Here is a 20282-nt window from a genome sequence, read left to right on the forward strand (position 1 = left end):
TGGTTCAATTCCGGGCCACTTTCCTCAAACGACGGAGCACGCCCTAGCAGGCTGATGAAAGTGGTTCACAATCGCCCTGGTTGTGCGGGCCGTGACTCGATCAGGAGCGGGTGAATTGACGGCTCAGAGCGGCGTGGATGATCACGTTCTTGCCCGCGATCTCGATGTAACCCTGCCGGTGCAAATCGCTCAACATGCGCGAGACCGTTTCTCGCGTGGCCCCGACCATGTTGGCGATCTCCTGGTGGGTGGGTCGCCGAAAGGCCACCCGTCCGTCCCCCTGTTGGTCTCCCGATTCGCTCGCCATTTCCAGGAGAATCCTGGCCACGCGGCCATAGACGTCGTGTAGCGCCAGATTTCCGATCTGGTGGTTCGCCTTTCGAAGCCGGGAGGACAGCGCCGAAAGCAGGTTGATCAGCACCCGCGGTTTCTTCTCGACGATCGTCAGAAAATCCTTCTGGTGGAGAACCGCGATCTCCGTATCCTGCATGGCGATGGCCGTGGCGGAACGAGGCTCGTTGTCGAGGAGGCTCATTTCGCCGAAGAAGTCGTGATCCGAGAGCATCGCCAATATGATCTCCCTACCGTCGTCAGAGAGGATCGTGACCTTTACCCGTCCGGAGACGATCAAGAAGAGAGCGTCCCCTACGTCGTTCTCGAAGAAAATGACGGATTCCTTGGCGTATTTTCTCAGAGACGTGACGTTGATCAGGCTCTCCAGGACCTCGTCCTCGAGGCCGGAAAAAAGCGGAACGCGTCGAAACAGTTCGACGGTCACCATGCTTCGGCCACCTCCCCGGCGCGTCCTATCTCAGGAAATGCAAGCGGATGACGTCATTTTACCCGACCCGGGCTCACGGCGCCACGTGGGCGGAGAGGGCGCGGACGGCGGCCGCAGCATCCTCACCCGACACGAACCGTTGTGGCTCAAACGCCCCTCCAGCCCCGGGGCGAATGAGCCCGATCGACACCGAGAGAGCCGCCGCGTCGTGCGCTACGTTCTCTCGGGTCAAATCGGGGAACTCGATGCTCAATCGGGACGACTGCCCCATCGCGCGATAAGTATCGGGAGCCAGTATCTCGAGCGCGCGCTTCAGAGTTTCCGCCAAATCCATCCGGTTCACGAACGCCTTCGGCTGAAAGGTATGATTGGGGAAGACCTCCAGCACTCCCGCCGCCACGACTCGTCGGATGAACTCCGAAGCCCAGCTATCCGATATGTCCATCGCAATGACGTTTCCACCGAAATCGACAGCCTCGAAAGCGTCCCGGAGCTCCAAATAGACGAGCGCGGCGAGCTGTTCCCGTGTCACCCGCGTCGAATCACCGATCCGGAAGTACTCCGGCGGAAGATTTCTTTCCTCGAACTCGGATCGAAGCTCGGCAAAACGCGATGCCAGATCGCGATCCGACGGACGCAGGGAAACGGCCGAACGATAGGCTTCGAGAGCATTCTGCAGATCGTCGTTTGCATAGCTCGACTCCCCCAACACACGAAAAGCCTCGGCATTGTCTGGCTCGAGCTCCGTGGCCTTTTGGGCATGGATTACGGCTCGCTCGAACAACCCTCCATCGAGCTCGGCTTCCGCGGTTTCCAGATAGACGGCACCCGCCTCGGGGGCGACCTCGAGCACTCTCGAATAGGCGTCGGCCGCCTCGGGCAAGCGGCCGGAGGACACGAGCTCACGCGCTCGACGCAGGCGAGACTCGGCAACTTTCACCTTGAGTGTGGTCTTGTATCTTTCGACGAGCTCGTTGTGCGGTTGAGTCTGCTCGAGCTCGATCAGCCGCTCGTACGCCGATTCGTCCTCACCGAGGGTAAGTGCCACCAGGAAATGCCCGGCTCGTGCCGGCCCGAACCGCGGATCGGCACCGAGCGCGGTTTGGAAGTACTCTTCGGCTCGGGCGTTCTCCCCGAGCCGAAGCTCGATGTAGCCAAGTGCCGTTTCCACGGCGGGACTCTCGCCGTATCGGCGCTCGAGCGGCTGCAACGATTCCGCTGCCACATCGAGCCTCCCCTCTCGGACCGCACGCCAGGCTTCGTCGAACCGGGTGGCATCCCGCCCGGAGATAGCTCCGTCAGTGCCGAGAGTCGTGTTCTCGACCACATCCCACGCCGGAACCTCCTTGACGGTGTAGATTCGTTTGGTTGCGCAGGACACGACCCCGATCGACGAGAGAACGATCGCAACGAAGGCATATCTCGCCATGGATTCGACTACCGCATTCTAACCCCGAATTTCTGGGCTAACCAACCGTCGGAGACTCGTCGAGGAACCGGAGGATCTCGGCATAAGCGACCGCGCCCGCTCTCACGAGAACGGGCCTCCCCCCGGCCGATAGGTCGACGATGGTCGAAGGCAGGCCTCCCGCCGAAGGCCCACCGTCGAGCAGGAGGTCGACCCCTTGCAGTCGCTCGGCCACCTCGTCAGCCGTGACCGGGGCGGGCTCGCCCGCGCGGTTCGCGCTCGTGGAGGTGATCGGCGCACCGAGCCTTCGCGCGAGAGCCCGAGCGATCGGCAGGCTGCTCACCCGAACGGCGACGGTTCCCTGGCCCCGGGACAAGGGCACGATGAGCGTGAGCGGCCCCGGCCAAAAACGAGAAACGAGGAGCCTGGCTACCTCATCGAGCCGAGCGACAGTCTCGATCTGACCCACATCGGCCAGGATCCACGGAAGCGGGCTATCTCGTGGCCGTCCCTTGATCTCGAAAACGCGCTGGCACGCATCCTCGTCGAGCGCAGCCGCACCGAGTCCGTAGAACGTTTCCGTCGGATAGGCTACGACGCCGCGACGGCTCAGGACCTCTGCGGCTTCCGCGAGGACGCTTTCGGAGGGATCTCGCGGATCGACCCGGATTCGTCTCATACCCCACATGCTATACTGAACTCCGTAACGTCTCTGTAACTCCAAGTCGCCTCTATGAGCATCCGGCCCGGACGATTGATGTCCGTCTCTATCGTTGTGCTCTGGGCGTCCCTGATGGCCATCCACCTGGCACGAAGCTACGGTGGCCGCGCGGGCACGAAACGCCTGGATTTGAGCGGACCCACGTCGGCAGATGCCGAGCTCACCCAGCGCGGGATCTTCTACCGTTCAGCGCGCATCGGCTTCATCCGCGAACGGTTCACACCCCTTCACGATGGCTTTCGCGCCGAGCAAACCGGGGAGCTCACCCTTACTCTTCTGGGTCGCGAGCGGCAGGTGAGCATCCGCGGCTTTGCCGAGACCGGCTCTCGCGGAAACCTACGCGAGTTCCGGTACGGGCTGACCACGGCCTCGCATCGCTCCTTGTTCGAGACGACGGTCGATGGGCGCATCGATGGCGACGAGCTCGTCCTCACGATCTCCTCCGGCGGCTCCGAACGATCGGAACGCCGTTCTCTCGACGAGCCCATCGTGCTTCCTCTCAATTTGTACTACTCGCTCGCTTCGAGAGGCTGGACAGCGGGCGAGACCTACCGTCTGCGCCTCTTCGACCCGATGACGCTCTCGGAGGGTGAAGTGGTCGTCGAAGTGAAGGAGCCCGAAATCGTCCGCTGGGGAGGGCGTGAAGAAGAAGCCCATCGGCTCACGACGACATTCGCCGGCCTCGAGACGACTGCGTGGGTCAACGCGCGGGGGGAGATCCTGCAAGAGGAGACTCCGCTCGGCTGGACGCTCATCAAGGAGGCCCCCGGCAGCAGCTTGCAGGCGCGTGAGACGGGAACGGCACCCGACATCTTGATTCAGTCGGCAGTGCCCGCAGTCGGCTTCGCCGGTGACGCCGCCCATGCTCAGGTTGCGGAGCTGAAGTTGGTGAACTTTCCCAAAGAGTTTCGAGCGGTTCCCGGCGGACGCCAGGACAAGAAAGGAGACGTGGTCCGGGTCACGAGGGAGCGCGCTCCCTACCGGGGAACCGGCACGCTGAGCGCCGAGGAGCGTGACGCGGCCCTCGCCTCGGATGCCTTCATCCAGGCAGACTCTCAGGCGATTCGCGATCATGCGTCGGCACTAACCGAGGGTCGAGACGAAGTCGAAAGGGCTCGCGTCCTGACCCAATGGGTCTACGACAACATCGCCAAATCGCCGACCTTGTCCGTTCCCAGCGCAACGGAAATCCTCGAACAGCGAGTCGGAGACTGCAACGAGCACACGGTCCTGTTCACGGCGCTAGCGCGCGCATCGGGACTTCCGACGCGGATCGCGACCGGCCTCGTATACACGTCAGGTCAGTTCTACTACCATGCCTGGCCCGAGGTCTTCCTCGGTCAGTGGCTCGCCGTCGACCCGACGCTGGGCCAGTTTCCCGCCGACCCCATGCATTTGCGGCTGCTGATCGGAGGAATCGAGAACCAGTACGAAGTGCTGGGCCTTCTCGGCCATGGGGTGACGATCGAGGTCGTCGACGTGCGATGATCCGCCTCCAAAACGTCACCAAACGCTACGGCGAGCACCTGGCGGTAAGAGATCTCACGCTTCACGTCGGTGCCGGAGAGCTGTTCGGATTTCTCGGGCCCAACGGCGCGGGCAAAACGACCACGATCAAGATGATTGCTGGGCTCCTGCGTCCCAGCTCGGGGGAGATTTTCCTCGCCGGCCACGATCTCGAGCGCGATCCTGTCAACGCCAAGGCCGCGCTGGGGTTCATTCCCGATCGACCTTTTCTCTACGAGAAGCTCACCGCGTCGGAATTCTTGCGCTTCGTTGCCGGTATCTACGGACTCGATGGACAGTCCTTGAACGGACGGATCGACGAGCTCTTGACTCTGGTGGAGCTGGCCCATGTGGGCTCGGAGCTCATCGAGAGTTACTCGCACGGAATGAAACAGCGGCTCGTCATGGCGGCGGCATTCATCCACGAGCCGAAGGTGCTGGTAGTCGACGAGCCCATGGTCGGACTCGACCCCAAGGGAGCCCGCCTCATCAAACGGGTCTTTCGAGAATACTGCGACCGAGGCTTCACGGTGTTCGTGTCGACCCATACGCTGGAGGTTGCTCAGGAGCTCTGCGATCGGATCGGAATCATTCAAGACGGCGAGCTCATCGCTCTGGGGACGATGGACGAGCTGGAAACCAAGGCGCAGACTGGCCGCAACGATCTCGAGGGTATCTTCTTGAAGCTGACGGGCGGAGAGGGATTCCAGGAGGCGCAGGAGCCGTAAGCCATGACCCTGGAATTCACGCCAGGACAGGTGGCGCTGCTTCTCACGCCGTCGGTTCGTGGTATCAGAAACGGCCAAATGCGAGCGGGACGTTGGGATCTCGTCAGGGCTCTTCTCTTCGGTGGATTGACGTTCCTATTCGCCTTGCTCGTCTTCGCCGGCTTCTATCGGGTACTCCTCTATATCGGCCAATTCGCCGAGTTCACCGCGCCCCTGACCCTCCGAGTCCTCGACACCGTCTGCACTTTCCTGCTCACCGTTCTCATAGCCAGCACGATCGTGACGGCGCTATCGACGCAATACCTTTCCGAGGACCTGTCGCTGCTGGTTTCGAGCCCCGTTCCCCTGCCGGCGCTCTACGGGGCGCGCCTGATTCTCACCGCGGCACAGGCATCGTGGATGGTGGTCCTGTTCAGCATTCCAGTCTTCGCCGCCTTCGCACTGAGCTCTCCGGCGCCGGGGCGATTTCTGCTCACCGTCCTGCTAGTGCTGCCGCCTCTCGTGGGCATCGCCTCGGCCCTGGGAAGCATCGTGACCTCGATTTTGATGGCCTTGTTTCCCGCCAGACGGGTCCGGGAGTTGCTCGTCCTTATCGGCGCGCTTTTCGTCGTGCTCCTCGTGTTTCTCATACGGGTACAGCAGCCGGAGAAGCTCTTGAATCCCCGTTCCATCTATGACGTTACCGAGTTCTTTGCCGCCTTTCAGACGCCGAGCTCACCGCTGCTCCCCAGTCAGTGGGCAACCGAGGTCCTCATCGCGAGCCGACGGGCCGAGCCTCTACCCCTGATGCCCCTCGCTCTGCTCTGGACCACCGCCGGCGCGGCGGTGGTGATGGGCTGCTGGCTGGCGCGAGGGATCTATCGCATGGGCTACTCCCGCGCCCAGGAATCGCGCCGGGCGCGGATCTCGTCCCTGCCCGTGGTGGACCGTGCCTTCGAGTTTCTGACCCAACCCTTCGAGCTTCGCTTTCGCTCGCTGCTCCTCAAGGATCTGAGGACCTTCGTTCGCGAGACGACGCAATGGTCTCAGCTTCTGCTGCTCCTCGCGCTCATCGTGGTTTATCTCTACAACTTCAGCGTGTTGCCCGCCAACTTCACCTTCGCAACCTTCTACCTGCAGAACGTCTTCTCGTTCCTGAATCTGGGCTTGGCGGGATTCGTGCTAGCGGCCGTCGCGGTACGATTTGTCTTTACTTCGGTGTCCAGCGAGGGACGGGCGATATGGATCTTGAGGGCGTCTCCCTTGAGAATCGAAAAATTCCTCTGGAGCAAGTTCTGGACCGCCCTGCCGCTTCTCTTGATTCTCTCCCAGATTCTCACTCTGGCATCGAACTACTTCCTCGGCGCCACCACTTTCATGACCATCTTGTCCTCGGTCACGATTCTCTTCGTCACCTTCGGCATCGTGGGGCTTGGCGTCGGGCTGGGAGCGACTTTTCCAAAGTTCGCCTTCGAGAACGTGACGCAAATAGCGGGCAGCTCGGGGGGATTGCTCTACATGATCTCGGCGACGAGCTTCGTGGCGGCGGTGCTCCTCCTCGAGGCCGTCCCCGTCTACCTCTACGTGAGCTCCTCGTACCGAGGAGAGCCCCTCAGTGGGAGCGCAACTTTCCTGATCGTCGTCACCCTGGCCGCCGTCGCGCTCCTGAATGTGCTCGCCACATGGCTCCCGATGAAATGGGGGGCCAAGAAGCTGTCTTCGATGGAGCTCTAACAGGCTGATGACGAACGAGATCGTACGGGACGATCGCGGCCCGGTTCGAGTGCTGATGTTGAACAATCCGCCCGTCAACGGATTGAGTCTGGCGGTACGAGGCGCGCTGTTCCGAGAGCTTGGGGACGCGGTCGACGACGACGACGTGGAGGCCATCGTTCTCGCCGGTAATGGCAAGATGTTCAGCGCCGGCGCCGACATTCGAGAGTTCGGAGACGAGCCACCTTCGGGAAGCATCACCCTTCCCGAGCTCATCGACGCGATCGAGCAGTCGTCCAAGCCCGTCGTGGCTGCCATCCATGGGGTCGCCGCCGGCGGCGGACTCGAGTTGGCGCTCGGATGCCACGAGAGGGTAGCTGCGGCCGACGCTCGCGTCGGGCTGCCGGAAGTGACCCTTGGGATCATCCCTGGCGCGGGCGGCACGCAACGTCTTCCCCGCCTCATCGGTGTCGGCCCCGCGCTCGACGTGATTCTCTCGGGAAGATTGCTGCCGGCGCCGGACGCGGAGACCCTCGGAATCCTGGACGCCGTCGTCGAGAGCGCTCCGATCGATTCCGCCGTGGCACGAGCCCGGTGCCTCGTGGGGAAATCGCTTCGAAGAGCCTCGCGGCTGACCGCGCGCGCCGAAGATTCCGTGTTCGAGCGCGCGACGAAATCGGTCGCCGGGAAGGCGCGGGGCATGGAAGCTCCTCATGCGGCGATCGAAGCCGTGCGGGCCGCGGTCGAGCTTCGAGAACGAGGTTTCGAAAAAGAGAGGGAGCTGTTCCTCCAGCTTTTGAGCTCCGATCAATCCCGAGCCCAAAGGCACCTTTTCTTCGCCGAGCGCGAAGCCCACAAGGTGCCCGGCGTTCCCAAGGGCACACCGATACACCGGATCGAGTCCGTAGGAGTCGTCGGATGCGGCACCATGGGCCGCGGCATCACCATATGCTTTGCCGACGCCGGCATCCCGGTCGTGGTGGTCGAGAACGACGCGGATACGCTCGACCGTGGGCTCGAGAAGATCCGGGGAATCTACGCCTCGAGCGTTGCCAAGGGACGAGCGAGCCAGGCGGATGTGGACGTTCGCCTCGGACGGATCCGAGGGACGACCGACTTCGCAGAACTGGCCCAGGCCGACTTGGTGATCGAAGCGGTGTTCGAGGACATGGCCGTCAAGAAAGACGTCTTTGGAAGGCTCGACCGGGTCTGCAAGAGTGACACCATTCTTGCCACCAACACCTCGTCGCTCGACGTCAATGAGATCGCCTCCTCCACCTCCAGGCCGGAGAGAGTGGTCGGGATGCATTTCTTCAGTCCGGCTCACGTGATGAAGCTCGTCGAGAACGTGCGGGGGAAGAGGACCTCACCGGAGACCATCGCCACGGTGATGGGGCTCGTCAAGCGTCTCGACAAAGTAGGCGTGGTCGTAGGAGTCTGTGACGGCTTCGTGGGCAACCGGATGCTCTATGCCTACCGCCGGCAAGCGGACTTCCTGCTCGAGGAAGGTGCCCTGCCCCAGCAAGTCGATCGCGCCCTCTACGATTTCGGGCTTCCCATGGGTCCGTTTGCGATGGCCGATCTCGCCGGGCTCGACATCGGCTGGGCGGTTCGCAAGCGCCAGGGAGCTACCCGCTCACGACATCGTCGCTACTCCCCGATCGCCGACCGTATCTGTGAGATGGGCCGTTTCGGTCAGAAGACGGGCGCGGGATGGTATCGCTATGAAAAAGGTAGCCGCACTCCGATTCCCGATCCGGAGGTAGCCCGGCTCATCGAACGGGTATCCGAAGAGGCAGGCATCGTCCGGCGTCCCATTGCTGACGAAGAAATCGTCGAGCGGTGCATCTACGCGCTGATCAACGAGGGCGCCAGGATTCTCGAGGAGGGCATCGCCCTCCGCGCCGGCGATATCGACGTGGTCTGGGTATACGGCTACGGCTTTCCTCGTTATCGAGGCGGTCCGATGTTCCATGCAGACCTCGTGGGTCTCGATAATGTGAAGCGGGCTTTGACTCGGCTGCACACGAGCCCAGGTGATTGGATGGAACCCGCCCCTCTTCTAGAAAAGCTCGCGAGCGAGGGGCGGCGCTTTTCGGATTGGCATCGATGACGCAGCGCGAAATGGGGTTTCATTTCAGAAAAAACTTGACATTCTCGAAGAGCTACACCATACTCCTCCCGATTCGACCTCCCCAACGGCGAGTCAACGTGAACCAACGTTGAACCGCAGGTTCGCCGGTGCCCCTCCCCAGTGAGGGGTGTAACCAACGGCTGCGGCTAGCCCGAAAGGGCCGGCGATGTCTCTCCAACCGCATCGTGTCCGCACAGCCGTGGTGTGGACTCCGCAGGCCCGCTCTTTCGCGCTAGCGCGGGCCGCGAGGGTCTTTCGATTTGCTTCTAAGGCAAAGCGCTCCACTTCGAGAAAAAGCAGCCATCGGCCTGTGCGGCGTCGCGCTCGCCGTCCTGATCTTCATGTCCGCCCTGCCGGTCTATCTCGAGGCTCAGCTCGCCCTTGCGGCGCTGATTCTCGCTTCACTGATCGGCGCACGGAGGCGCTGCAACCGTGGCACGATGCGTATGGCCTTTCTCGTCGCGGGCGCTTTCTTGTCGCTCCGATACATCGTGTGGCGGGCCACCGCGACTCTTTCGTACCACGATTCGATGAGCTTCGTTGCCGCGCTGCTCCTGTTCTTCGCGGAGATTTACGGCGTTGCCATTTATTTTCTGGGAATCTTCGTCAACCTCCAGCCGGCGAAGCGAGACCCGTTGCCGTTGCCCCAGGACCCCGAGGAGCTCCCCACCGTCGACGTCCTGATCCCGAGCTACAACGAGGACCCCGAGCTGCTCGAGATCACCTTGATTGCAGCTACACAGATCGACTACCCGGCCACGAAGCTCAACGTCTTCCTCCTCGATGATGGCGGCACGAAGGCCAAACGTGATAACCGGATTCCGACTCTCGCAGAAGAGGCCCGCCGACGCCACCAAACGCTTCGCGAACTGTGCGCCGACCTGGGTGTCCGCTACCTCACCCGCGCGACGAACGAGCATGCCAAAGCGGGGAATATCAACGCTGCTCTCCGGCTCACCCGGAGTGATCTGATCCTGGTGCTCGATGCCGACCACGTCCCATCACGAGACATCCTCCGTGAGACGGTGGGCTGGCTGATTCGGGACCCCAAGCTTTCTCTCGTCCAGACCCCTCATTTCTTTCAGAGCCCTGACCCGATCGAGAAGAACCTCGGAACCTTCCAGCGCATGCCGAGCGAGAATCAGATGTTCTACGGCGCCATACAGCTCGGCCTGGATTCCTGGAACTCGTCGTTCTTTTGTGGATCAGCCGCGGTGCTGCGGCGAAGTCACCTCGAGTCGATCGGGGGCTTCCAGTGCCTGAGCATCACCGAGGACGCCGAGACCGCGCTCGAGCTTCATGCTCGTGGTTATCGCAGCGCCTACCTGCGCAAGCCGCTCATCGCCGGACTGCAGCCCGAGACCTTCACCGGGTTCGTGATCCAGCGCGTGCGATGGGCTCAGGGCATGATTCAGATCTTCCTGTTGAAGAACCCGTTGACGAAGCGTGGTCTCAGCCTTGCCCAGCGTTTGTGCTACTTGAGCAGCTCCTGTTTCTGGCTGTTTCCCTTCGCCCGTGTGATATTCCTGCTAGCCCCCTCGGCCTATCTGCTGCTCGGGCTCAAGATCTACGATACTAACCTGCTGGGCTTCTCATCCTATGCTGTCCCTCACCTGATGGGTGCCACCATCGTGTCCCACTTTCTGTACGGCAAAGTAAGGTGGTTCCTCGTCTCTGAGCTCTACGAAGTGATGCAGTCACTGTTCTGCCTCCGAGGACTCTGCGCCGTGTTGCGCCGGCCCCGGTCGCCCAGTTTTCGAGTCACGCCCAAGGGGGAACGGCTCGACCGGGATTACGTCTCACCCCTGAGCAAGCCTTTTTACATTCTGTCCCTGGTCACCCTCGCCTCTCTGGCGGCCGGCGTCCACCGCCTGGCCACCGTCCCCGCCGATGCCGATGCGACGCTGATCACCATGGGGTGGGCGTCGTTCAATCTCGTTTTGCTCATCGGCGCCCTCGGCGCTCTATTCGAGCGCCGCCAGCTGCGCCGGAGCTCCCGAATGCCCGCATCCGGTCGGGCAAAGCTCGTGATCGGATCCACCGAAGCCTCGGTCACGCTCCAGGAGCTCTCCCTAGGGGGAACGAGCTTCGTCCTCGCCCCTTCCGGGCTCGATCCCGACGTTCTCCAGAAGAATTCCCCCGCCAAACTGACGATTCAAACGCGGGAAACGCAGGCTCCTTTGAGTCTGGATCTGATCCTCCGAAGGCGGCTAGACCTCCCTGGCGGGGAGATCGCAGTCGGAGCCCGGTTCGCCCCTGGTTCGCTTTCCGATCGGGCCGATCTCGTATCCCTGGTTCATGGCGACAGCTCGCGCTGGGACGAGAGCCTCGCTCGAGCTTGCGGCGTTCGAGGACCGCTGAGCAGTGCCGCCTTCCTGATGACGCGGGGCGTCAAACACGCCGCCATCCATTGCTTCGCGCTCGTGAGCGCTCAGCTGTCCTCGTCGAAAGAACTCCTCTGGCAGCTTCTTGTACATCAAACCACGGAGAGCCACGACGATGAAATCAAGACAAAACACCTTGACGATTCATCTCGATTGTCGACGGCGTCGGCGTGACCGCCTCGTCATGCTTCGTCTGCCACTATCGGTGATTCTCGTAACCGCCGGAGTCTCGTCTCTCGGCGCCGAACCATCCTCCTTCCACCAGGAGATGCCACTGGGACAATTCGTCGAGCCCGACGAGGTGTTGAGGCTGCGGCCCCATCGCTCCGACGCCGTCGTCTACCTCCCCATCTCGACGCGGGTCGAGATGGAGCGGGTCACTTTGCATCTCGAGTTCACCAACTCCGTTTCCCTGCTCGAAGACCGATCCCAGCTCATCGTGAGTCTCAACGGCGGCATCTTGCGGCAGTTTCGCCTGAGCCCGGACCGCCCCACGGTCGTCGAGGACATTCCGCTTCCCCCGGATCTGATTCGACACGGATACAACCAGTTGAGGTTCCACGCCGTTCAGCATTACGCGAATCAGTGCGAGGATGGAACCGCTCACGAGCTCTGGACCCAGATCGACTTGAACGCTTCCTCGGTGCGCCTGGAAGGGAGAATGAGGCCGGTGGAAACGAAATTCTCCGAGCTCTCCAGTCTCTTCGATCGAAGGCTATGGGGAAGCTACGAGATCGACCTGGTGACGGCTACCGCCGATCTCGAGGACATTCATCTCCGGTGGGGCTCGCTCATCTCCCAAGGGGCGTCGCTCCTTCTGGACTACGTCCCGTTGAAAGTGCATTGGGTTCCCCGGTTCCTCCGCGACCAATCTGCGGCCAGGGATGCCGTGCTCTTCGGCACCAAAGCCGAGCTGGCCCCTATCCTCGGTCCGGCGCGGACGGACCGCATCACGGGTCCCTACCTCGCCCTCTCACCGCTCGGAGATGAAGGCACTCGATTTCTACTCGTCGTGTCCGGAACCGACGAGGCCGACGTAACCCTTGCCGCCACGGCTTTCGCCTTTCTCGATTTCCCCTTTCCCGACGCGAGTGAGATCGAAATCACCGACGTGGAAGTGTCCCCCATCGCTTCCTACTCGGCCCACGCGAGCCTGCGAGAAGGCCAAAAGTACGATTTTGCCGAGCTCGGCCTCGAGACCATCAGTTTTCATGGGCTCAGCTCTAAGCCGGCGGAGCTTACCGTATGGCTCCCTCCCGACCTCTTTTCGCCCGGCCCCGAGCAGGTAGAGCTCATCCTTCACCTCGCCTACGGTGCCGCGCTCCGGAGCGATTCGGTTCTCAACATCACGCTCAACGGACGCTTCGAGAACGCCATCTTTCTCGATGATCCGAGAGGAGGGGTGTTCTGGGACTATCGAATCAAGATTCCGCTTCGCTCGTTCAAGGCGGGCAAGAACCTTATCGAGTTCGAGCCTCACATGATGCCCTGGGTGTCGGCAGAATGCGCCCCCATTCAGGAGGGCAACCTTCGACTTACGTTGTTCGACGACTCCACGCTCTCGCTGCCCGATGCGACGCATCTCGTTTCCATGCCCGATCTGTCCCTTCTGAGTCGAACGGGGTTCCCTTATGTCACGGACGCGGAGGGCTCGAGCCTCTCCCTGCGACTCTTGAGTCGCGAGCCGGGCGCGGTGGAATCGGCCTGGATGCTCCTGGGAAAACTGGCTCAGATCGTGACATTCCCCTTGCTCGATTCGCGGGTGTCCTTCGGCCCGATGAACGACTACCGAAATCTCCTGATCGTGGGAACGGAGGAACAGTTGGACCTCGAGCTCCTGGCGAGCGCGCCGCTTCAGCTGGGAGAGCTCACCCGGGTGCCGCACCCTATCGTGGAGCAACCCCGCTCGGTGGCGACCGACTCCGGACCCGTCATGAAATGGACCGAACGAGTGTGGGCGAAGGAGAGCGACGGCCGGACGATCGGGCCTACGGCACGGGTCAGTCACAGCGGCGGTCTGGGACGCTACCGGGCCCTCTATCAATTCGAATCGCCGGATCGGGACGGGGCAACCATCACGGTTTTTGCCGCGGCGTCGTCAGACGACTTGTCCCGCGGTATGAGCCATCTGGTCGAGCCCAGCTTCTGGTCGCACCTGGCCGGCGACCTCGTCCTCTGGATGGACACGCCGGATTCCATACGATCGCAACAAGCCGGACCCCTTTATCAGGCCGGGGATAGGAGTCCGATCGCGCGAACCAGCCACCTGTTCTCGCATCGACCCTTGGTCTGGTTCGTCGGCCTGCTGGCCTCGGTGGCCGTTCTGAGCATCACGGGACGACACCTGCTCCAACAGTATCGAGGCAAGCACCAACCCTACCTCGAAGAGAACGCCTGATGAGCGAACGCGTCCTCGTCCTGGCGGCTTCCATGACCGCCCTGCTCGCGAGCAGTGGCCCGGTCCTCGGCAACGGGCTCGACGAAGCGATTTGGCTCCGCTACCGGGCGGGTTTCGTAACCGACGAAGGCCGGGTGGTGGATTCGGGACAGGACGGGATCAGTCATTCGGAAGGCCAGGGCTACGGCATGGTGCTGGCCGAAGCCTTCTCGGACCGGGCGACGTTCGACTGTCTGTGGAGCTGGACCCGAAGAAACCTGCAGGTGCGCGAGGACTCCTTGCTTGCCTGGAAATGGCTGCCGGACGGCGGGACGGTACCCGACCTGAACAACGCCACCGACGGGGATATCCTGGTGGCCTGGGCGCTGGTGCGGGCGAGCGCGCGTTGGGACGATCCCGCGTACCTCGAAGCCGCGCTGGAGATCCTGAGCGCTGTTCGCACCAAGCTGGTCCGTCACTCGGCCATCGGGCCGATCCTGCTGCCCGGCGAGGTTGGCTTCACCCGTAACGACGGATGGATCGTCAACTTGTCTTATTGGATCTTCCCCGCACTCGATGCGTTCCAGAGCCTCGAACCCGAGGCGGAATGGGGACAGGTCGCGGAGACCGGTCTCGAACTCCTGAGCGAGGGACGCTTCGGGTCGCTGCGATTGCCACCGGATTGGCTGCTGGTCGGCGATGCGCTCCGACTTCCCCCTGATTTCGAGCCAGTATTCGGATATGACGCGATTCGGATACCTCTGTATTTGCACTGGGCGGGCCTCGAGCACCCGGTAACCGACGCGATCGGGGGGCTGGCGGAGCGCTTCCGGTCCACGAGCTCCATCGCGGCAGAAACCTTTCTAACGGGTCCAACCGCGCGAACCGCTCCGGCATCCAGGGGGATGCAAGCCATCGTGGCGCTGAGCAGTGCCTCGGTCGTCGCTGCGGACTCTCCCTCCGAGGCCGACGACACCATGGCTCTGCCGTCGGCCGAGGGCTACTACTCGTCGACTCTATGGCTTCTCGCGAGACTCGCGGCCCACGAAGCTCGCCATCGCAAGTCTCGGCCGGAAAAACGCTAATGACACCTTGGTTGTTGCCTCTTGCGGTCGTCACTGCCCTCGCCCTCGAAGAGACACCGGCCCCGGACCCGCCGCGCCGCTACACGGTCGAGGTGGCGGTGTCGCGCTCCAAGGCCCGACTGGAAATGCTCGCTCGAGAGATCGTGGAAGACGTCAGAGTGGTCTACGAGGCTCCCTACTATCGGCTCTTCGTCGGAGCATGGTCCGATGCTCTGACCGCGCGGGACGCCGCAACACGCCTCCGCACGGCCTTCGGCCGTGCGGTCGTAAGAGAGCTGGAAGAGGACAATAGCGATCAAGGGTTGCTACCCGCGCCGGTAAGCGGGGCCGACCGAGACGAGACCCATTTCCGCCTGGTCGCTCCCGACGAAAGGGAGTTGTGGCGACTGCTCCACGAGGGCCGCTACGAGGATTTCGAGGCGCTCATGCATACCTATCGTCACCGGTATCCCGGCTGGCGTCCAGCGACGGCCCTCACCAATCAGCTCGAGTGGCTCGAAGCCGAGGCCTCGATCGGCCTCGCCGAGGTGTCCGGTGATGCCTCCGCCCTCGTTCGCCTGTCCCGAGCCCACCCGATGCATTTCGACTGCTCAGGCGTGAATCGACTGTGGACCCTCTCCGAGTCCCTGTTGTCCGCCGGCCTCGACTCCGAAGCCGAGAACCAGTATGAGCTCATCCTAACGAGCTGCCACCAGGAGTATCTGCTGCCCACGCTCCAGAAGGCCTCGGAGAGACTGCCTCCGGAGGCCACCCGCAGGCTTCTTACCGAGGCCCTGAAGCGTCTACCTGATCTCCCGGCAAACGATCCGGCTCGTGCCGGGGTCGAATCTTTCGAGTACGAGCTCCGTCTCGAAGAGACGCTCGAATCCGAGTCGCGCGGCGACGGCGCGGCCGTCGCCATCTTTGCTCGCACCTACGGCCCTACGGTCCTCCTCCGGAAAGACGAAAGGGCCGCCGCATTGATCGCCTGGTCAGCGTCGAGAACCGGCGAGCTCGAGACCTCCGAATACTGGTTTCGAGAGGCGCTCGGCTGGGCGAAAGCCAACGCAAATATCGTCTACGGTCTCGCTTTGGCTCGAATTCGACTCGGTCGGATCGACGAAGCGGTCGAACTGGCACGGGCCTGGCGGAAGGACCCCGAGATCCGCGAGCTCATGGCGGGAGCGCTCAGGATGGATGCCGCGGAGCGCTTCGCCCGGGGCGACCACCGTCAATGTCTCTCCAGACTGGAGCAATCGGATCGCTTTGTTCCGAACCGCCGCGAGGAAGAGCTTCTCCGGGCGTGGAGTCTCTATCACCTCGCTCGTTACGACGGCGCCGCGGCGGCCTTTCGCGATCTCTATGTGGCTCTCGCGGACGACGAATCTGCCGAGGGGCTGCTCCTCAGCCTCACGCTCGCGGATCGCTCTCGAGAATTGGACGAGCTCGCTCGGATCCTGGGAAGTCCTTTCCGCGACCATTGGGAGCTCGCTCGTGCGAGTCGGGCAATCGAACAGCGGCAGTTTCTCCTGGCAGAACGATTGAGCGGGCAGAATTTTCCCGCGCTCCAGAACATCCATGCTTCGGTGATAGGCTCAGGTTTCGCTTCGGGCACGCGCCGGGGCGGATCGGGATTCCAGCGGTTGCACATCGAGCGGGTGACCGTATTGGACGCCCTCGTCACCGTCCGCGGTACGCATCGGTTAGGGGGACGCATCGACCGTCTCACCCTCGAAAGCGACGTCCTCGAGTCCGGCCGTCCGTTCGGAAGCTCGCCCGAGCCGACGCGCGAGGATCTCCCCGCCGGACTGGTTCGAACCTCAGCTGACGCCCGGTTTCTCTACTATCGGGAAGCGCCCCTCTCCCTGCGCGCGGAGCTCGGAAGCACTCACCGAGCCGGGCCAATCCGCCCGAGGCCGACGTTTCGCTTCGGCGTGAGTGGAGTCGGGGAAGAGCGGGATTGGGGTCTGGACGTCTTCTCGCGGTCGGTTCGAGAATCTCTGCTATCGTCCAGCGGCCTCGTAGACCCTGAAACGCGGGAAGCGTGGGGCCGGGTCGCAGAGTCCGGAGCGACTTGTCACGCGAGGCAAAGATTCAGCACCGACTTGGAGCTTCTGCTGCGAGCCTCACTGAGTCGACTTACCGGTGTCGGGGTTGCCGATAACTGGCATACTGACATGTACGCGAGTGTCGAGCGCCGAATCGACACCTTGAGCTCCGGACAGGCGTCGATCGGGCCATGGCTCTACCTCTCCTCATTTCGAGAGAACCTGAGCGAGTTTACCCGTGGCCACGGCGGGTACTTCAGCCCTCAGTTTCACCTCGTCGGTGGCGCGATGGGAAAGTTCGCGACCCACGAGGGACGACGCGTCGTGAGCCGCGCCCGCATGGCCATTGGCTATCAAGCCTACCGAAAGAGATCCGCTCCCCTCTTTCCTACGGCTCCCGATGGTCGGATGTATGGGGAGGAGAACGTATCGGGGCTCGTGTATGGTCTGGACTGGGAAGGAGCCCTGCTGATCGCGAAGAAATGGCAAATTGGCGGCGCCTTCCGGATGGATCGGTCCGCTGACTGGAGCGAGCTCTCGGGAACCGCTTTCCTGAGATTCTCGCTAAGTCCCCGCCAGGCGCTCTTCAGCCGCGATCTCGAGGATCACCCTTCGGGCCGCCTCTTCTGACAAAAGCCGTCCCGACGGCTCGAGAAGGAATCTCCCTGGCCGACATCCTCCCGTTACGCTAAGCTAGGGACACAATCCCATGACAGATCGCGACGAAACGGAAAGCCGCGGGCCGAACCGTTCGCTCGTTCTCGGCCTCGTCGTCCTCTTGCTTCTTCTCCTCGCCGCGTCCGGCTACCTCGGCTTCCGAATCCTCCACCGCCTCGAAGCCATCGAGCAGAGCGTGGCGACCGCTAACGACGAGGCCAGGTTGGCTCGCGAGGCAGCGGAAGACGCTCGAGCGAGGGCCGAGACCGCCGAGTACGCCGCCCGCGCGGCTTCCGAGGGACGCGCTCGGGCAGAAGTGCTAACCGAGCGCGCTCGTGAGGATGCGACGCAGGCCCGCGAGGACGCCGAGACCGCACAAATCGAAGCCGACACTGCCCGGGCGGAAGCCGAGCGCATCCGACAGGAAGCGGAAGCCGAGCTGAAGCGCCTCGAGGAGTCCCTCAGCAAGATCGCGGAGACGAGGCGGACGGCGCTGGGCCTCGTCATGAACCTGGGTGAAGACTCTCTGAAGTTCGATTTCGACAAGGCGGAAATTCGGCCGGAGAACCGGGAGCTTCTGAGCCGCATCGCCGGTGTCCTGATGACTTCCTCCGATTTCACGGTGAGCGTGAACGGCCACACCGACGACGTCGGAACGGCCGAGTACAACCAGAAACTATCGGAGAGACGTGCGAACGCCGTACACGACTATTTGGTGAAGGCGGGCGTCCCCGCGGAGATCATGACGGTACACGGCTGGGGGAAAACCAAGCCGCTGGTCGAGGGAAAGTCCGAGGCCGCCCGCGGGAAGAATCGGCGCGTGGAGCTCGGCATCGTGAACTCGAGAGTCAATTACCGCGACCGCGTTACCGAAAAACGCTGATTTCCCGTGCCCCGTCATCTGCCGGCGGACAGGCGATTCAGGTCCGCCGCCAGGTCGGATACACGAGCGTAGCGTTCGACTGGCTTCTTCTTGAGGCACCGCAGCACGATTTCTTCCATCGCCACCGGCAGACTCGGATTCGCGGCTCGCGGAGGCGGAGGCTCTTCCCGAACGTGTTTCATCGCCACGGCGAATGGTGTTCCCGAAAAGGGGACATCGCCGGTGAACATCTCGAAGAGCACGACCCCCAAAGAGTAGATGTCGCTTCGAGGGTCCAGCCCTCCCTGCCCCTGAGCTTGCTCCGGTGACATGTAGTCGGGCGTACCCATGATCAGTCCCGTCTGGGTCGTGCTCGAACGTTCGGGATCGCGGACGATACCAAAGTCCATGATCTTGACGTCGCCTTGAGGGGTGAGCATGATGTTCTGAGGTTTGACGTCTCGATGGACCACGCCCTGCTCGTGCGCCGCGCGCAGCCCGGCGCAAGCTTGCTTCGCGATTTGAAGACCAACACCGAGGGGCAGCGCCCCCTTCGTCCTGATGAGCTGTTTGAGCGTCATTCCCTGGACGAACTCCATACTGATGAACTTGATGCCATCGGCGTCCCCGAAATCGAACGTCCGAACCACGTTGCGGTGGGTGATGCGGCGCGCGACCCGGATCTCGGTCTTGAAACGCTCGACCATTGTGGGGTCCATCGTGGCGATCTCCGGCCGGAGCACTTTCAGCGCAACCGGCTCGTCTAGATCGCGGTCGAGCGCTTGAAAGACCATGCCCATGCCTCCGCTGCCCAGGACCCGCCGGATCTCATAGCGGCGGGCTATCACCTTTCCCGGCTCGAGCGACGAAAGCGACAACGTGGTCGTTTCCGGCTGGGCGTCGGCCACCGCAATCGTGGGCGCATCGGCTGCTTGCCCCGTCTCTCCCCGAGCTTTCGACACCTGATGCTGTCGAATCGTACCGGTCCGAAGACTGTAGACCGCGACGGTCGCGTTTCTCCCCTGGAGCTTCAACGGGGGCAGGGCCTCCGCCGACGCCCGGTTCTGCACTTGGGCGTAGGCCTCCTCGGAAAGGAGCACGTCCCCGGGGAGGGCTTCGTCGGCGAGACGACCCGCTATGTGGATCGCCTGTCCCAACAGCGTGTAGTCGAGCCGATTGGCGCTCCCCACCGCTCCGAAAATCGCCTCGCCCGCACTCATCCCGATGCCGGGCACCAGCGCTTTGCCGTCTCCCTCGGATTCGAGAAGATTCTGGATTCTCATGGCACAGCGGATTGCCGGCCAAACGCGATCGTCGCCGCGAAAAACGGCCATCATGCGGTCGCCGACGAACTTGTCCACCTGCCCGCCATACCTCTCCACGATTTCGGCTTGTTTGCCCAGAGCCTGATTGACACGCTTCAACAGCTCGCCCGGATCGAGGTCTTCGTCACCGACTCCCGATACGGCCTTCAGATCGGAGAACATGACGGTGACGGGACGAACCTCTCCGCGGCCAGCGGGAGTCGCGTCCGTCCTCTGAATCATCTCCGCCGCCGAGCGGGAAATGAACTTCTCCATCACCTGTTTTTCACGGAGCTCGCCGAGAAGCGCACGGAAGGCGCTGGCGAGAACTCCAACTTCGTCACCCGAACGAACGTCGACCTCGCTCGAGTAGTCTCCCTCGCGAATCCGATCGGTGACGTTCACGAGTCTCCGCAGGGGTCGCACGACGCTTCCCGCGAGAAAGTGGCCGGCCAATACCGCAAGGGCGATGCCCAAAGCGCCGATAACCAGCACGCTCCGTTGAAACGAGCGGAAGGCCAGGAGCTCACGATCGCGGGAGCGGAGCGCCACGAAGAGCCCCACGTTGTCCCCGCCGGCGGTCAGTAGCGGCGCGAAAACGGCGTGAAAGGTCTCC

Annotated in this window: 13 protein-coding genes; 9 read left to right on the forward strand and 4 right to left on the reverse strand. The window is 62.7% G+C overall.

What is annotated here, in order from left to right; genetic code table 11:
• Positions 1-100: 100 nt before the first annotated feature.
• From VEK15_00165 to VEK15_00175, 3 genes are all read right to left on the reverse strand, one after another.
• Complete coding sequence (locus VEK15_00165) at positions 101-781, reverse strand: Crp/Fnr family transcriptional regulator (GenBank protein ID HXV59075.1); 681 nt, start codon at positions 779-781, stop codon at positions 101-103.
• A gap of 73 nt (positions 782-854) precedes the next feature.
• Positions 855-2210 (reverse strand): tetratricopeptide repeat protein, encoded by a 1356-nt coding sequence (locus VEK15_00170; GenBank protein ID HXV59076.1) that lies wholly within the window; start codon positions 2208-2210, stop codon positions 855-857.
• A 37-nt stretch (positions 2211-2247) separates the two neighbouring features.
• Positions 2248-2868 carry an L-threonylcarbamoyladenylate synthase gene (locus VEK15_00175; protein HXV59077.1) on the reverse strand — a complete coding sequence of 207 codons (621 nt, stop codon included), beginning with the start codon at positions 2866-2868 and terminating at the stop codon, positions 2248-2250.
• 78 nt (positions 2869-2946) lie between these two features.
• On the opposite strand from VEK15_00175, the gene VEK15_00180 reads away from it, so the two are divergent.
• The 9 genes from VEK15_00180 (at position 2947) to VEK15_00220 (ending at position 18383) form a co-directional block, all read left to right on the forward strand.
• Positions 2947-4398, forward strand: a complete 1452-nt coding sequence (locus VEK15_00180; GenBank protein HXV59078.1) for a transglutaminase-like domain-containing protein — start codon at positions 2947-2949, stop codon at positions 4396-4398.
• Entirely contained in the window at positions 4395-5144 is a 750-nt protein-coding gene (locus VEK15_00185; GenBank protein HXV59079.1) for an ABC transporter ATP-binding protein, read from the forward strand. Before VEK15_00180 ends, VEK15_00185 begins: the two co-directional genes overlap by 4 nt.
• Positions 5145-5147: 3 nt before the next feature.
• On the forward strand, positions 5148-6857 hold the full coding sequence (locus tag VEK15_00190; protein ID HXV59080.1) for a hypothetical protein: 1710 nt from the start codon (positions 5148-5150) through the stop codon (positions 6855-6857).
• 7 nt (positions 6858-6864) lie between these two features.
• A complete protein-coding gene (locus tag VEK15_00195; GenBank protein ID HXV59081.1) occupies positions 6865-8949 on the forward strand; it encodes a 3-hydroxyacyl-CoA dehydrogenase NAD-binding domain-containing protein in 2085 nt (694 codons plus the stop codon).
• Between the two features lie 281 nt (positions 8950-9230).
• On the forward strand, positions 9231-11528 hold the full coding sequence (bcsA, locus tag VEK15_00200; GenBank protein HXV59082.1) for a UDP-forming cellulose synthase catalytic subunit: 2298 nt from the start codon (positions 9231-9233) through the stop codon (positions 11526-11528).
• On the forward strand, positions 11470-13752 hold the full coding sequence (locus VEK15_00205) for a cellulose biosynthesis cyclic di-GMP-binding regulatory protein BcsB (GenBank protein HXV59083.1): 2283 nt from the start codon (positions 11470-11472) through the stop codon (positions 13750-13752). Before bcsA ends, VEK15_00205 begins: the two co-directional genes overlap by 59 nt.
• Positions 13752-14816: a glycosyl hydrolase family 8 gene (locus VEK15_00210; protein ID HXV59084.1), complete on the forward strand. Its 1065-nt coding sequence runs from the start codon at positions 13752-13754 to the stop codon at positions 14814-14816. The genes VEK15_00205 and VEK15_00210 overlap by 1 nt, the downstream gene beginning before the upstream one ends.
• Positions 14816-17473 (forward strand): cellulose synthase subunit BcsC-related outer membrane protein, encoded by a 2658-nt coding sequence (locus tag VEK15_00215; protein HXV59085.1) that lies wholly within the window; start codon positions 14816-14818, stop codon positions 17471-17473. The genes VEK15_00210 and VEK15_00215 overlap by 1 nt, the downstream gene beginning before the upstream one ends.
• A gap of 79 nt (positions 17474-17552) precedes the next feature.
• On the forward strand, positions 17553-18383 hold the full coding sequence (locus VEK15_00220) for an OmpA family protein (protein ID HXV59086.1): 831 nt from the start codon (positions 17553-17555) through the stop codon (positions 18381-18383).
• 14 nt (positions 18384-18397) lie between these two features.
• Here the strand turns inward: VEK15_00220 and VEK15_00225 are convergent.
• Positions 18398-20282: protein kinase (locus VEK15_00225; protein HXV59087.1), on the reverse strand; the 1885-nt coding region annotated here is incomplete at its 5' end.

The sequence above is a fragment of the Vicinamibacteria bacterium genome, assembly GCA_035620555.1.
GTDB lineage: Bacteria > Acidobacteriota > Vicinamibacteria > Marinacidobacterales > SMYC01 > DASPGQ01.